The 13,425-nt window shown below is 65.1% G+C and carries 12 protein-coding genes; 4 read left to right on the top strand and 8 right to left on the bottom strand.

What is annotated here, in order from left to right; genetic code table 11:
• Positions 1-7: 7 nt before the first annotated feature.
• A complete protein-coding gene (locus AB7F41_RS01280) occupies positions 8-337 on the bottom strand; it encodes a hypothetical protein (RefSeq protein WP_428383598.1) in 330 nt (109 codons plus the stop codon).
• 82 nt (positions 338-419) lie between these two features.
• Between AB7F41_RS01280 and AB7F41_RS01275 the strand changes: the two genes are divergently transcribed.
• Positions 420-713: a peptide-binding protein gene (locus AB7F41_RS01275; protein WP_428383600.1), complete on the top strand. Its 294-nt coding sequence runs from the start codon at positions 420-422 to the stop codon at positions 711-713.
• A gap of 9 nt (positions 714-722) precedes the next feature.
• On the opposite strand, the gene AB7F41_RS01270 is transcribed toward AB7F41_RS01275, so the two are convergent.
• Together AB7F41_RS01270 and AB7F41_RS01265 are read right to left on the bottom strand one after the other, a co-directional pair.
• Positions 723-1,406, bottom strand: a complete 684-nt coding sequence (locus AB7F41_RS01270) for an orotate phosphoribosyltransferase (protein WP_428383602.1) — start codon at positions 1,404-1,406, stop codon at positions 723-725.
• Positions 1,407-1,449: 43 nt separating this feature from the next.
• On the bottom strand, positions 1,450-2,151 hold the full coding sequence (locus AB7F41_RS01265) for a glutathione S-transferase N-terminal domain-containing protein (RefSeq protein ID WP_428383604.1): 702 nt from the start codon (positions 2,149-2,151) through the stop codon (positions 1,450-1,452).
• A gap of 97 nt (positions 2,152-2,248) precedes the next feature.
• Here AB7F41_RS01265 and AB7F41_RS01260 point away from each other — a divergent pair, with 97 nt between their 5' ends.
• Complete coding sequence (locus tag AB7F41_RS01260) at positions 2,249-2,731, top strand: DUF2165 family protein (RefSeq protein ID WP_428383606.1); 483 nt, start codon at positions 2,249-2,251, stop codon at positions 2,729-2,731.
• Positions 2,732-2,734: 3 nt separating this feature from the next.
• Here AB7F41_RS01260 and AB7F41_RS01255 read toward each other — a convergent pair whose 3' ends face one another.
• Together AB7F41_RS01255 and AB7F41_RS01250 are read right to left on the bottom strand one after the other, a co-directional pair.
• Positions 2,735-2,902 carry a hypothetical protein gene (locus AB7F41_RS01255; protein WP_428383608.1) on the bottom strand — a complete coding sequence of 56 codons (168 nt, stop codon included), beginning with the start codon at positions 2,900-2,902 and terminating at the stop codon, positions 2,735-2,737.
• 76 nt (positions 2,903-2,978) lie between these two features.
• Positions 2,979-3,950, bottom strand: coding sequence for a hypothetical protein (locus AB7F41_RS01250; RefSeq protein ID WP_428383610.1), 972 nt, complete (start codon positions 3,948-3,950; stop codon positions 2,979-2,981).
• 400 nt (positions 3,951-4,350) lie between these two features.
• On the opposite strand from AB7F41_RS01250, the gene AB7F41_RS01245 reads away from it, so the two are divergent.
• Complete coding sequence (locus tag AB7F41_RS01245; protein ID WP_428383612.1) at positions 4,351-5,094, top strand: hypothetical protein; 744 nt, start codon at positions 4,351-4,353, stop codon at positions 5,092-5,094.
• Positions 5,095-5,171: 77 nt separating this feature from the next.
• On the opposite strand, the gene AB7F41_RS01240 is transcribed toward AB7F41_RS01245, so the two are convergent.
• From AB7F41_RS01240 to AB7F41_RS01230, 3 genes are all read right to left on the bottom strand, one after another.
• The gene (locus AB7F41_RS01240) at positions 5,172-5,480 is read right to left on the bottom strand and encodes a hypothetical protein (RefSeq protein WP_428383614.1); all 309 of its coding nucleotides are present in this window, start codon (positions 5,478-5,480) and stop codon (positions 5,172-5,174) included.
• Positions 5,481-5,674: 194 nt separating this feature from the next.
• Positions 5,675-6,532 carry an FkbM family methyltransferase gene (locus AB7F41_RS01235; RefSeq protein ID WP_428383616.1) on the bottom strand — a complete coding sequence of 286 codons (858 nt, stop codon included), beginning with the start codon at positions 6,530-6,532 and terminating at the stop codon, positions 5,675-5,677.
• Between the two features lie 312 nt (positions 6,533-6,844).
• Positions 6,845-7,063: a hypothetical protein gene (locus tag AB7F41_RS01230; RefSeq protein WP_428383618.1), complete on the bottom strand. Its 219-nt coding sequence runs from the start codon at positions 7,061-7,063 to the stop codon at positions 6,845-6,847.
• Positions 7,064-7,749: 686 nt separating this feature from the next.
• Here AB7F41_RS01230 and AB7F41_RS01225 point away from each other — a divergent pair.
• Positions 7,750-13,347 carry a beta strand repeat-containing protein gene (locus AB7F41_RS01225; protein WP_428383620.1) on the top strand — a complete coding sequence of 1,866 codons (5,598 nt, stop codon included), beginning with the start codon at positions 7,750-7,752 and terminating at the stop codon, positions 13,345-13,347.
• Positions 13,348-13,425 lie beyond the last annotated feature (78 nt).

The following is a 13,425-nucleotide window of genomic DNA, read 5'->3' as shown; positions in this document are numbered from 1 at the left end:
ATTCAGATCAGGCGGCGGGCGCGGGCGCCCGGCTCTTCTTTCGGAACCAGCGCGTTACGATGCGCCCGCGCGCTCCGGGACGTTTTTGGCTTCGTCCATGAGCGAGGATCGAAAAAGCCGAAAGCGCGCCGAAGCTCCAGTTTTTCACGCCGCTGTCGACGGCAGGCCCGGTCGAACGCGGGGAATGCTGCGCTATATGGAACTCCGGAAAGAGCGTGCGCGCCTCCGGAATATCAGAGGCGACGCGGGCGAGGCGCGTGAAGCCTGGCCGTGACGCGTCGGCGCGCGCATAGGGCGCAGAACGCGCCCCGACGTGAAAAAACACTAAACGATGCATAGCGGCTCCATGTGCGCGGGCGCAATTTCGCGACGAGCGAGCCTTGACTATAATTCTTTCCAATCGAACCGGGAGGGCTAACATGTCTGGAAAGCTTGCGCCTTTCGCCGGCCTGACTTTGGCCGCCGCCGCCGCCGCCGCCGTTTGGGGAGCCGCTGAGCTCTCCGGCGACCGCTGCACGGCGATGGACGCCACGAGCGCTTCGATCGCCATCCGCGATCAGCACAAGAAGGTCATCGGCGCCGTCGAGAACGGACAGGCGGTCGTCGTGCAGCGCTACGGCAAGGACGATCACGGCAAGCCATGGGCTTATGTCTCGAGCGCAGGCGGCAAGCGGCTCGGGTGGCTCTATCGCGAATTCATCCGCTGCAGCTGAACGGCGCCTCTACGCCTTCGCCTTGGCGAGTCCGCCATGCGCCGCCGACCAGGCGACGGGATCTTCGATGAAGGCTTCGACTTCGCTGAGCGCCTGATCCGAAAAATATTTGTGCGCGCGCGCGACGGCGAGCACGTCGCGCCAGGTTGCGAGCGTATGTAGGCTTATGCCGAGCGCCGCCAGCTCCTCGCGCGCGCCTGCGAAAATGTCATAGAAGAAGAACACGAAAACATGGTCGCAGCGCTGTCCCGAGTCGCGCAGCGCCTGCACGAAATCCTTCTTCGAGCCGCCGTCGGTCGCCAGATCCTCGACGAGCAATGCGCGGCCGCCCTCCATCACATCGCCTTCGATGCGCGCGTTGCGCCCAAAGCCCTTGGGCTTTTTGCGCACATATTGCATCGGCAACATCAGGCTGTCGGCGATCCAGGCGGCGTAGGGAATGCCGGCCGTCTCGCCGCCCGCGACGACATCGAGCGATTCATAGCCGATGTCGCATTCGATCGTGCGAGTCGCGAAATCGACGAGGCGACGACGGAGCCGCGGAAAGGCGATGACCCGGCGCATGTCGATATAGACCGGCGACGCCCAGCCCGCGGTCGTGATGAACGGCTTCTCGACGTTCACGAGCACCGCTTGCACTTCGATCAGCGCCTTGGCGGTTTCTTGCGCGGCGGTTTGACGGTCGTTCGACATGGATGCGGCCTGTCCTTCGTTCGAATGGCCGCGCAGCCATAGCCTATTTTGCGCCGCCACGCTCGGCCGTCTGGCCGAAAAGTATTTCGCGCTCCAGCGCCGTGAAATCGAGGCGACGCTCGTAAGGGGCGCCCGCCGCATAGGCGCGGATCACCGCCGGCCGGGACCGGATCGCCTCGAACCAGCGCTTGAGATAGGGGAAATCGTGCAGATCCAGCCCCTGATCCTCATGCGGAACGATCCAGGGATAGCAGGCGATGTCGGCGATCGAATATTCGCCGGCGAGATAGGGCGTCTTGGCGAGCTGGCCGTCCATCACGCCGTAGAGCCGACCCGTCTCGTTCCGGTAGCGTTCGATCGCATAGGGAATTTTCGCCGGCGCATATTTGGCGAAGTGGTGATTTTGGCCGGCCATCGGGCCGAGTCCGCCGACCTGCCAGAACAGCCACTGCAGCGTGCGCGCGCGGCCGTGAAGCTCGGCCGGAAGTAGGCGCCCGGTCTTCTCGGCGAGATAGACGAGGATCGCGCCCGATTCGAACAGCGCGACGGCAGCGCCGCCGTCGGATGGAGCCGTATCGACAATGGCCGGCATTCGGTTATTGGGAGAGATCGCGAGAAACTCTTGTTTGAACTGGTCCCCTTTGGCGATGTCGACCGGTTTGATCCGATAGGCGAGTCCTGTCTCTTCGAGAAAAATCGTGACTTTGTGTCCGTTGGGCGTCGGCCAGTAATGGAGATCGATCATGGACTCATGTCCGAAGGGAGACCTGACTGTGTTGTAAGCCCTCGCGCCGCAAGATCAATGGCTCAGGTCGTGCTAGGCTGCCGCCGGGAGTATCGAGATGCTGATTAGATATTCAAAGATTTTTCTGGCCGCCGCGCTGGGCGTGCTCATACTTCTTGTCGCGATCAATAATGTGACGGACTACAACACGAATTACGACGTCGTCAGCCATGTGATGTCGATGGACCAGGTGCCGGCCGGCAGTCCGCTCGAATGGCGCGCGGTCACGAATGTGACGCTCCATCGGGCGCTCTACGCCTTCATTATCGGGATCGAGTTCTCCGCCGCCGCGCTCGTTCTTGCGGGCGTGTGGCGCCTGATTCTGGCGCGCAAGGCGGAAGCGGCGCGTTTCAACGCCGCCAAAGACATCGCGATTTCGGGGCTCGCGCTCGCCGTCGGCCTTTACCTCTTGGGTTTCATGGCCGTCGGCGGCGAATGGTTCCAGATGTGGCGCACCGGGCCTGACCTGCAGCAGGCCGCCTTCCGTTTCATTGGCTGCGCCGCGCTGGCGATGCTCTTTCTCTGCCAGCGCGACGACTAGGCGTCACAGCCGCTTCAGCATGTTGTAGCCGAGCAGGCCGCCGAGTCCCGCGCCGACGAGCGCGATGATCGGGCCGCCGATCGCCACGCCGGTCAGACCGCCGAGAACGGCGCCGACGCCTCCGAAAAGATATTTGTTCTTCTGAATGGTGGGATGTTCTTCGTCAGCCATTGGGAAGTCCTCGTAAGAGAGCCGCACTGGCGAATTATGCAGGCGGGCGCCGAATTCAAGGTGGGAGCGATCTCCGTCAATCCCGCCGCGCCGGATTTTCGTCCGCCGCCGCCCCGAACTCCATGCGAATGCCCTGCATCTTGAGATTCGCCCAGTTCTTGAGGTCTTTGACGGTGAAGCCTTTCAGGAAGGGGTTGCCGGTGACGATCTTGTCGCGGGTCTTGGCCGGCTGGCCGTCGACGCTGGCGATCACCGTCGCCGCATCGACTTCCTCCGGAGCGGAGAGGATCGCCGCCGCGCCGCCCGGTCCGGCGAAATGCGCGAGATACAGCGCGCCGGGCGTGACCGGCAGACCTTTCTTCATCAGGATCGAGGTGTTCTGTTCGACATAGCGCGCCGTCATCTCGCGAGACAGGTCGGGGTCCTTGCGCAAGTCGAGAATGTCCTTGTCGCTGAGATTGCCCACAAGGTCGGGCCGGTGCTTCCTGATCAATTCCATCCAGGTCGCGTTGACGAATTGCCCCAGTCCGACAGCGGAAGAGAATTTGTTTCGAGCGTCCGCGATTCCCTGCGATTCCGACATAACGATCCTGTCGACCAGCGACTTGATCGACGACGCAGCCTGATCCGGAAAGCGGATGTCGTGGAAGTGCAATTTCAATCCGAAGCCGACGACGAACATCAGAATGAGGGCGATCGGAGAAACGCCAATGCGCTGATCATCGTCGGCCTGCTTCCGTCTGGAGGCGAAAGGCGCGTCCTGAAAGGGCGCCGTCAGGCTGATGTATTCGGGCGTCTGGGGCTGCAATCGATGCGTGTCGTTGAGGGACGACAGGAAGTTTTGCAGCGCCTGGTTATCGAACCCGAGATTGATCTTGATCTCGACCTTTCTGCCAGAATCCGCGGACTCATTGTCGGAGACCAATGTCGCGGCTTCGCAAGCGGACACTTTGACCTCGGTCTCAGGATCCACGCTGGCGGCTTTCTTCTCGCGCGCTTCCTTATCCGTTTCGGCGGACGTCTCGTTTGGAGAGCTGGCCTCGTCCATAACTCGCTCCTCGCGTGCGCGACGAATGTCGAACGCCAGACGAAGGGAGCAGCATCCTGTTATGAAATTGTAAACGATGCTTGCGAACGCGCGCTTGCGCCGCGGCCGGAAAGGCGCCGTGTCCTGCGGGCAGGAAATCCGCCTCAATTCTCTGAAGCCATTTCCGCGCGCAAAGTAATTGAGAACTCTTGCAGTCGCAGCGCATGAGCGGCGAGAAGGCGCATCTGCGCGGCGCGCAACGCTCCCGGAGCGCGCGAACGCGTCGAGGCGCACTCTATTTTTCGATCTATGGTGTCTGAATTCTTGGCGCCGGCGCGGCGCACAGCATGCGGAACGTTAATCCATTCTCAAGCAATCGGCGTGACGCTCCGAAATCTTGCATGTCATTCGAAGCCTGCCCATGACCGAGCAAACGGGAATATCCGCCCTCGACTTCAATCCAGCGGCGCCGGACGCGAACGACGGTCCGGAAGTCAGCGTAGGTTCGCCGGACGCGAAGATCGCCGCAGCTCTCGCGGATCATTCCAAACCGGATGTCGCGCAAGGCCGGCTTCCAGCGTTCAAGAGCGCCTTCCTCCAAGGCGCACGGCTTCTGTGGGCGGCGCTGCTCTATGGCGCCGCGGGTCTTGCAGGCTGGCTGATCGCCGAGGCGGCATGGCCGACGGTCTCCGCCCTGCCTGATCTCGTCCGGACGGCGGCGACGCAGGAAAGCGCCGAGCGCGCCGCGGCTCTGCGGACCGCGCAGAAGACGGAGGAGGACATTCGTGCGCTCCGCGCCGAGATGGAGGCGATGCGGTCTTCGATGCAGGCGGCGTCTCCCGCCGCCGACGCCGTCGAGAGTCTGGGCAAACGCATCGACGCGATGAAGACGGAAACAAACTCGGCGATCGGCGCGCTGTCCGGTCAGGTCGAGGGGCTCCAACGCGAAGTCGCCGCCAAGCCGGCGCCGACCGTCGAACGATCGGAACGCCCCGAGCGCGGCGCCGTCGAACAAAGCGCGCCGCGGCGGACGACCGTATCCGCGACGGTGAGGGTGGGCGAGGGCGTGCGGCGCGCGAAAATACGCCGCGGCGATGCTTTCGAGCCATCGAAATATCCGAATGCGCCCGGCGCCCCACGTCCGCTCGGCGCCTATGGGCGGTAGGATAGAGGCGCCGCCCTGTCATTCAAAATAAAGTCGCGCGCCTGACGTCGGATCGCGCCAGGCGTCGCCGTTTGCGGTCAGGCCGCTTTCTTGAAGAGCGCATTCTTCAAGAGGCCATAGGCCGCGGTGACGATTGCGCCGGTGATTCCGCCGCCGGCCAAATTGCCGAGCAAGACGCCGATATCGATTCCGCCGCTGCTGGCCGCGTTGCTCAGCGCGGGGATCAAACCCTGCAGGATCGTCCCGCCAAGGCCGCCGCCGGCGGCGCCGGAAATCGTCTTGGCCAGAGGGCTGAGATCCAAATTCTTCAGAAATCCGCCAGCCGCGTTTCCGCCAATGGCGCCCGCCACGATTTGGATGATGAGATTTATGATCGTTCCGGACATGACAATCTCCCGTTCAATCGGCTGCTCGTCACAAACCACCGGGATGTAGGGCGGCCGATCCGAACGGGACAGATGAGCGCTCTCATTGTTGAGGCTGCGCCTTTACGGCGTTTCGCGTCGCCCGCGGCCGCCGACCTCGAATGCCGAAGCGTAAACGTTCCGGAGGCGGATTCCGCTGGCGCGCGCAACGGATATCAGTTCTTCGCGGCGCGCGTCCGCAACAATGCGTTGACGATTTCCAGATACTGCGCGGTTGCGCCCGTCTTGATCGCGCGACGACTTTCAAGTGTGGCCGCAAGTCTGTAGGCCAAATCCCAAGAGTTGTAACACTCGTGGGCGATAACGGCCATCCGCTTAAGCTGCGGAACCGATAGGGCGTCGATCTTCCTGAAGTCGCGCACGTAAACAATATCGCCGTCAAGCAATTGGTTGATCGTTTTCCATGGGTCGTTGTCGAGCACGAGCGGGGGAATGATCGCTCGTTTGATTCCCGCAAAACAATGCGGAATAAAGCCGCGGTCGCGAAGTTCCTTATCTACATCGCCAAAGGTTGGCTGGTTTTCATAGAGCGGTATGAACGCAACTTCGGTGTGGATGAACACAGTCTCTGACAGCTTCTTGTCTGCGTTCTGAAACACGGCCAACTCGCCGCCCTGAATGTCGATCTTAAGGAAATCGACGCGCTTGATTTGTTCGATATCGTCGAGGCGTCGGGTGTCCATCTCCAGCGTCTCGATAACGCGCGAATTTGCGGCGTATTGCTCGAACACCATCAAGGTTTCGCCCGCAGGCGGGAGCGTGCTGCTCCACCCGGAATGCGCGCATCTGTGGAACGAAACCCGATCGCCGTTTCCAACCGCCCAAGGCAAGATTGTTCGGTTCTCGGCCGTCTGGACGTCTCCAATCGTCTCAGCCTGAGGCTCGAATCCGACCAGACGGCCAATCCCTTGCCTCATCAGCGCTTCATAAACTGCGGGCCCTTCGATGGCGTTTGCGCCGATATCAACGATATCGATTGGATCGTCGAGTTCGAAAAGGCGAGATACGCTCACAATTCTTTTCCTTACTCATTCCTCGCTTGTCGGAACGGGCGTTCGCCGATCGCCGCGACCGGAATTCGCCGGGTGAGGATCGCGCCGATTGAAAGCGCAGTCCGATTTGCCTTTTTGGCAAGGCTAAGCTCGCGTCATTTGGGTGGAGAAGCGTGAGAGCATGAGAAATCGTCGTGCTGGATCTTTCGACCCGGGTTACGCGTCCGTCGCTGAGATATTGGGCGGCGATATTGGGAGGGACGGCGCCGTTGCTGCGGCGCCGATCTTTTCGCCGCGATCGGCGCCGCCGCGGAGCCGCCACATCCAGCGACGTTAGGATGGCCCAGGCGGCAACGGCTGCGGGTTGAGCGCGTTGACCACCGCCTGCAACAATTCGTGAGCGCGCGGCGGCAATGGCTGAGGATTAAGGGCGACGGCGTCAATAACCGACCGCAGGATGGTTTGAATGCGTTGGTCGCCGATGCGTCCCGTCAGTTCACGAATTTCATTTAAAATGGCGACATCGGAGCTGCAATCGTTGGGGCTTGTCATCTGTGAACGCTCCACCGGCTCGGATCATTGTCACGTTCCGCTCTTGAAAAGCTGCCGTCAAGATCGACAGCCGGCGACGTTCGATTGGTCAATATCCCTTTGCGCGACGCTTGCGTCAGTTCGCGTCGCCGTCCCGAGTCCATTGGTGAGTCAGACACATATAGCTCAGGTTCAGGCTCTCGACGAATGGGATGCTCCACATCCGCCGGGAATCGAGTCCGTCAAGAATCAAGAAGGTGCGGCGGTACAAGCGCGGCGCGCGGGCGAGCGCCCATAACGCAAAGCGACGCTTGGCGGCCGCGCTGCGCAGCTCGTCGACGCTGCGCCAGAGTTGCTTCTCTCCTGACCGAGTCATAGCGCCCCAATAGCCACGCTTGAGGTTGTTTCCGACAAGCGGCGCATCCGCGAGTTGTGGCGCCTTTGTCACAATGTCCGAAAATCGATGCGAGAGAGCCAGGAAATGTTCCAGAAACAGTAGGGAGAATGGGAATTCGATGGTTCAATACACCGTCCGAGAAGTTGACGAATAGTAAATGTTCGTCGTCTGCCCATAACGCTTTAGCAAAGCGAGCAGTGTGGGGGTGAATTGGATGACGAATAAAGATATTGCTCGCCCGTGGCGCAATATTCACCCTGCTTCCAAAGCGATACGTCTATCTCGCCAAGCGTTGTTCGGCACAAGCGCCTTGACCGGCGCCCTTGCGGGAAGCATCGCGACCGGACTCGTGCTGGCCACAGGATTGCTCGCGCCGACGCCAGCGAACGCCTTCGTTTGCGGCTCGGCTTCGACCGGCAATCCAGGGATCGTCGGCAATGGCGGCGGCGCCAACGACAACAACTTCGAGACCGCGACCGCCTGTGGGCTGAACGCCCAAGCCGTCGGAACAAACGCCACAGCGGTGGGGTTGTTCCCCATCGCCAACGGCGCCAACGCCACGGCGATTGGCGCCAACAGCCGAGCAAACGGCGTCAGCGCCACTGCGACGGGGGCGGGCGCTAACGCCAATGGCGCCACCGCCACCGCGACGGGATCGTCCGCCAACGCTAACGGCGCCAACGCCACCGCGACCGGAGTCGCCAGCTTTGCGAATGGGAGCAATGCGACGGCGACGGGCCGGGACAGCTTCGCCAATGGCGCCAACGCCACCGCGACAGGTCAGGACGCTCAAGCCAACGGCGAGTTCGCCACCGCGACGGGGCAGGACGCCCAAGCCAACGGCGCCGTCGCCACTGCGACCGGCGCCAACAGCTTTGCGAACGGGACCAGCGCGACGGCGACAGGCCAAAACAGCCGCGCGAACGGCGTCGGCGCCACCGCGACAGGATTTAATAGCGAGGCGAACGGCAGCTTCGCCACTGCGACGGGGGCCAACGCCAACGCCAATGGCGCCAACGCCACTGCGACAGGATTGAATAGCTTCGCCAATGGGGCCAACGCCACCGCCACGGGTCAGAGCAGCACCGCCAATGGCGCCAACGCCACCGCCACCGGTCAGAACAGCTTCGCCAACGGCGCCAACGCCACCGCGACGGGTCGGAACGCCCTCGCCCTCGGCGCCAACGCCACCGCGACGGGCCAGAACGCCACCGCCAATGGCGCCAACGCGACGGCGACCGGTGTCAGCAGCGCCGCCCGTGGCGCCAACGCCACCGCCACCGGCCAGGCCAGCTTCGCCAATGGGGCCAACGCCACCGCCACCGGCCAATCCGCCATCGCCAACGGGGCCAGCGCCACGGCGACCGGCGAACTCGCCGTCGCCAACGGCGATCAAGCCACCGCCACTGGGCAGAACAGCTTCGCCAATGGCGACTTCGCCACCGCGACGGGTCAGAACGCCACCGCCAATGGCGACTTCGCCACCGCGACCGGGCAGCTCAGCTTCGCCAACGGCGCGCGCGCTACCGCGACGGGTCGGAACGCCCTCGCCCTCGGCGACAGCGCCACCGCGACGGGTCAGAACGCCACCGCCAATGGCGCCAACGCGACGGCGACCGGTGTCAGCAGCGCCGCCCGTGGCGCCAACGCCACCGCCACCGGCCAGGCCAGCTTCGCCAATGGGGCCAACGCCACCGCCACCGGCCAATCCGCCATCGCCAACGGGGCCAGCGCCACGGCGACCGGCGAACTCGCCGTCGCCAACGGCGGTCAAGCCACCGCCACCGGGCAAAACAGCTTCGCTAATGGCGTCTTCGCCACCGCGACGGGCGCAGGCAGCTTAGCCAACGGCTCGAGCGCCACGGCGACGGGCCAGAACGCCAACGCCACCGGCCAATTCGCGACCGCAACCGGTCAGAACGCCAACGCCAGCGGCACACAAGCGACGGCGACGGGTCAGAACAGCTTCGCCAACGGCGACAACGCCACCGCCACCGGACAGACGGCCATCGCCAATGGCTCGCGCGCCACGGCGACGGGCCAGGACAGCTTCGCAAACGGCGATTTCGCCACCGCCGCCGGTCAGAACAGCTCCGCCAACGGCACATTCGCCACTGCGACGGGGCAGAACGCTAACGCGATTGGCGTCCGAGCCACCGCCTCGGGTCAGAACAGCTTCGCCAATGGCGACAACGCCACCGCCACAGGCCAGAACAGCGTCGCCAATGGCGACTTCGCGACGGCGACCGGGCAGGACTCGCGCGCCAACGGCGGGAGCGCCACGGCCACAGGCCAAAACAGCTTCGCCAACGGCGAAAGCGCCACAGCCACCGGACAGACGGCCATCGCCAACGGGGCAAATGCGACGGCGACCGGCCACGACAGCCTCGCCGACGGCACATTCGCCACTGCGACGGGTCAGAACGCCAATGCAATTGGCGTCCAAGCCACGGCAACCGGGCAAAACAGCGTCGCGAATGGCGCTCAGGCCACCGCAACGGGCCAGAACGCCAACGCCACTGGCGCCGCCGCTACGGCGACGGGCCAGAACGCCAAAGCCAACGGCCTGGCCGCAACGGCGACCGGCGCCAACGCCAACGCCAACGGGACCAACGCCACCGCGACCGGCGCCAACGCCAACGCCATCGGCGCGGCCGCCACGGCGACGGGTTCGTTCGCCAGCGCCAACGGCGTGGCGGCAACGGCGACTGGCCAGTCCGCTATCGCCAACGGCGCCAACGCCACCGCCGCTGGGCAAGCCAGTATCGCTCAGGGAACGAACGCCACCGCGACGGGTCAGGCGAGCTTCGCCAACGGCGCCCGAGCGACGGCGACAGGTCAGAACGCAAACGCCAACGGCTCCAACGCCACGGCGACGGGTCAAAACGCCGCCGCCAACGGCGTCTACGCCACGGCGACGGGTCAGGACGCGCGCGCCAATGGCGACTTCGCCACGGCGACAGGCAACCGCGCCAACGCCGCTGGCGACTTCGCCACGGCCACGGGGCAGGGCAGCGCCGCCTTGGGCTTCAACGCCACCGCGACAGGCGCGGGCAGCCTGGCCGACGGCAACTTCGCCACAGCGACGGGCTATGGCTCCTTCGCGAACGGCGCTCAGGCCACCGCGACAGGGCAGAGCAGCCTTGCGAATGGCGTTCAGGCCACCGCAACGGGTCAGGACGCGCGCGCCGAGGGCGACTTCGCCACGGCGACGGGCGCGGGCAGCTTCGCCACCGGCCAGTTCGCCACGGCGACGGGACAGAGCGCCAACGCCAATGGCGCCAACGCCACCGCGACGGGGCAGGCCAGCATTGCGAATGGAATGAACGCCACCGCGACGGGTCAGGCGAGCTTCGCCAATGGCGAGAGCGCCACGGCGGCCGGCGTGGGAAGCAAGGCCGACGGCCAACTCGCCACCGCGACCGGCGCGGGAAGCATGGCCAACGGCCAGTTCTCCACCGCGACGGGCGCGCTCGCTGCCGCCAATGGCGACTTCGCCGCCGCGTCTGGGCAAGGCAGCTTCGCCAATGGCGCGTTCGCCACTGCGACAGGACAAGGCAGCCTCGCGAATGGCGAGTCCGCCACGGCGACGGGGCAAGTCGCACGCGCCAACGGCCAGTTCGCTACGGCGACGGGCCAGAGCAGCAACGCCAATGGCGCGAATGCAACCGCGGTTGGCCAGGGCTCGGTGGCCAATGGCTCCACCGCCTCCGCCTTCGGTCAGAGCGCCAATGCGACGGGCGTCGGGGCGACCGCGCTCGGCCAAAACGCTCAAGCCACGGCCGACAACAGCACGGCGGTCGGCGCAGGCGCCAATACGGCAGGATTCTTGGGCTCGACCGCGATCGGCGCAGGCGCGACAAGCACTGCCGCCGATCAGATGACGTTCGGCACGTCTCTCACCACCTATGTCGCGCCGGGGATAACGTCTCTTGCGAGCACGGCGGCGCAAATCGGGGCGGTACAGTGTGTCACGACCGATTCGTTTGGCCATCTCGCAAGCGGGGCTTGTAATGCCGGCGGCGTTCCCGCCGGCATCGCAATCGGCGCGAAAGCGACGGCGATTGGTTTGAACAGCTTTGCCAACGGCGACAACGCCACGGCGACGGGGCAGTACGCCAACGCCACCGGCGCCAACGCCACGGCGACCGGCGTGAGCAGCCTCGCCAATGGCGCCAACGCCACCGCGACGGGGCAGAACGCCAGCGCCAATGGCGACAACGCCACGGCGACGGGCCAGAACGCTAACGCCAATGGCGTCTTCGCCACCGCGACAGGTCAGGGCGCCACCGCCAACGGTTCGAAGGCGACGGCGACCGGACAGAACAGCTTCGCGAACGGCACGAAGGCGACGGCGACCGGCGCCGACAGCGTCGCGCAAGGCAATAACGCGACGGCGACCGGACATCTTGCGCTGGCGAACGGCGACGACGCGACCGCGACCGGCGCAGGCAGCGTCGCAAACGGCAAGAGCGCCACCGCGACCGGCGCGGCCTCCGTCGCGACCGGCGACTTCGCCACCGCGACCGGCGTGTTCAGCCAGGCGACGGGCGCCGCGGCGACCGCTTCGGGCTGGGCCAGCTTCGCCACCGGCGACAACGCCACGGCCGCCGGCGCGAACAGCAACGCCTCCGGCAAATTTGCCACGGCGACGGGCGCGAACAGCCTCGCCGATGGGGAAAGCGCCACGGCGACGGGCCGCGCGAGTAAGGCCGTCGGCCAATATGCGACCGCGACGGGCGCCGACAGCATGGCCAATGGCGAGAGCGCCACGGCGACCGGCCGCGCCAGCAACGCCAACGGCCAGTTTGCGACCGCCACGGGAACCGACAGCCTCGCCGATGGGGAAAGCGCCACCGCGACGGGCCGCGCCAGCAAGGCCAACGGCCAGTTTGCGACCGCCACAGGCGCCGACAGCATGGCGAGCGGCAAAGAAGCCACCGCGACGGGACAAGGCAGCAAAGCCATAGGCGAAAAGTCCACCGCGACGGGCAGGAACGCCAACGCCACCGGCGAGAAGGCGACGGCGATGGGGTGGAACGCCAACGCCATCGGCGAGGAAGCCACGGCGACCGGTTCGAACAGCCAGGCCGAGGGCAAGCGCGCCACTGCGACGGGTCAGTTCGCGCGGGCGCTAGGCGACAACGCCACGGCGGACGGCCAATTCGCGACCGCCAGCGGCGAATACGCCACCGCCGTCGGCCAGGAGAGCGCCGCCTATGGCCAATATGCGACCGCCGTCGGCCAGGGCTCGGTCGCGACGGGCGCCACGGCGTCAGCCTTCGGTCAAAACGCCAACGCCACGGGCGTCGGCGCGACGGCGATCGGCCAGAACGCGCGCGCTACGGCCGACAATTCCACCGCCCTCGGCGCCGGCGCGGATACGGCGGGATATGCGAACGCAACCGCGGTCGGCGCGGGCGCGGTCAACACCGCCGCCAATCAGATGATGTTTGGCGGAGTCGCGACCACCTATACGGCGCCGGGAATTACCTCGGCGGCGAGTCGCGCCGCGCAGAGCGGGTCGACCAATTTCGTCACGTCTGACGCGAATGGAAATCTTGCGACGTCCGGTTTCGGGCCCGACTCCATCGCCAATCTGTCAGGCGCAGTAAATGGTCTCGGCATGAATGTCGCCGGGATTTGGCAGAGCGTCGGCAATTTGCAGAGGTCGGTCTTCCGCGGCTATGAAGGCGCGGCGGTGGCGATCGCCAATACCGCGCCGGCGATTTCGCGAGACGCCAAATTCGGCGTCTCTGCGAAATGGGGCAGTTTCCGAGGGCAGAACGCCTTCGGCGCGATGGCGCAAGTTCGCGTGAACCAGAATTTCGTCCTCAATGGCAGCCTGGCCGTCGGCATGCGCTATGGTGGCGTCGGCGGCGGCGTCGGCGGCCTCTACGAGTGGTGACCGTCTCCCAGTTTGCAACGACGATGCGAAGGAGACGGACGTCGCTTATTGTCGGGCGCGCGACGCGGCGCGCGTCCT

The sequence above is a fragment of the Methylocystis sp. genome, assembly GCF_050251305.1.
GTDB lineage: Bacteria > Pseudomonadota > Alphaproteobacteria > Rhizobiales > Beijerinckiaceae > Methylocystis.
Note: the sequence above shows the minus strand (reverse complement) of the source record. Positions and strands in the feature narration are given on the sequence as shown.

Coding starts and splice junctions, on each gene's coding strand:
- AB7F41_RS01245 (WP_428383612.1), top strand. CDS start 4,351: ATGACCGAGCAAACGGGAATATCCGCCCTCGACTTCAATCCAGCGGCG.
- AB7F41_RS01230 (WP_428383618.1), bottom strand. CDS start 7,063: ATGACAAGCCCCAACGATTGCAGCTCCGATGTCGCCATTTTAAATGAA.
- AB7F41_RS01260 (WP_428383606.1), top strand. CDS start 2,249: ATGCTGATTAGATATTCAAAGATTTTTCTGGCCGCCGCGCTGGGCGTG.
- AB7F41_RS01275 (WP_428383600.1), top strand. CDS start 420: ATGTCTGGAAAGCTTGCGCCTTTCGCCGGCCTGACTTTGGCCGCCGCC.
- AB7F41_RS01265 (WP_428383604.1), bottom strand. CDS start 2,151: ATGATCGATCTCCATTACTGGCCGACGCCCAACGGACACAAAGTCACG.
- AB7F41_RS01280 (WP_428383598.1), bottom strand. CDS start 337: ATGCATCGTTTAGTGTTTTTTCACGTCGGGGCGCGTTCTGCGCCCTAT.
- AB7F41_RS01255 (WP_428383608.1), bottom strand. CDS start 2,902: ATGGCTGACGAAGAACATCCCACCATTCAGAAGAACAAATATCTTTTC.
- AB7F41_RS01250 (WP_428383610.1), bottom strand. CDS start 3,950: ATGGACGAGGCCAGCTCTCCAAACGAGACGTCCGCCGAAACGGATAAG.
- AB7F41_RS01270 (WP_428383602.1), bottom strand. CDS start 1,406: ATGTCGAACGACCGTCAAACCGCCGCGCAAGAAACCGCCAAGGCGCTG.
- AB7F41_RS01240 (WP_428383614.1), bottom strand. CDS start 5,480: ATGTCCGGAACGATCATAAATCTCATCATCCAAATCGTGGCGGGCGCC.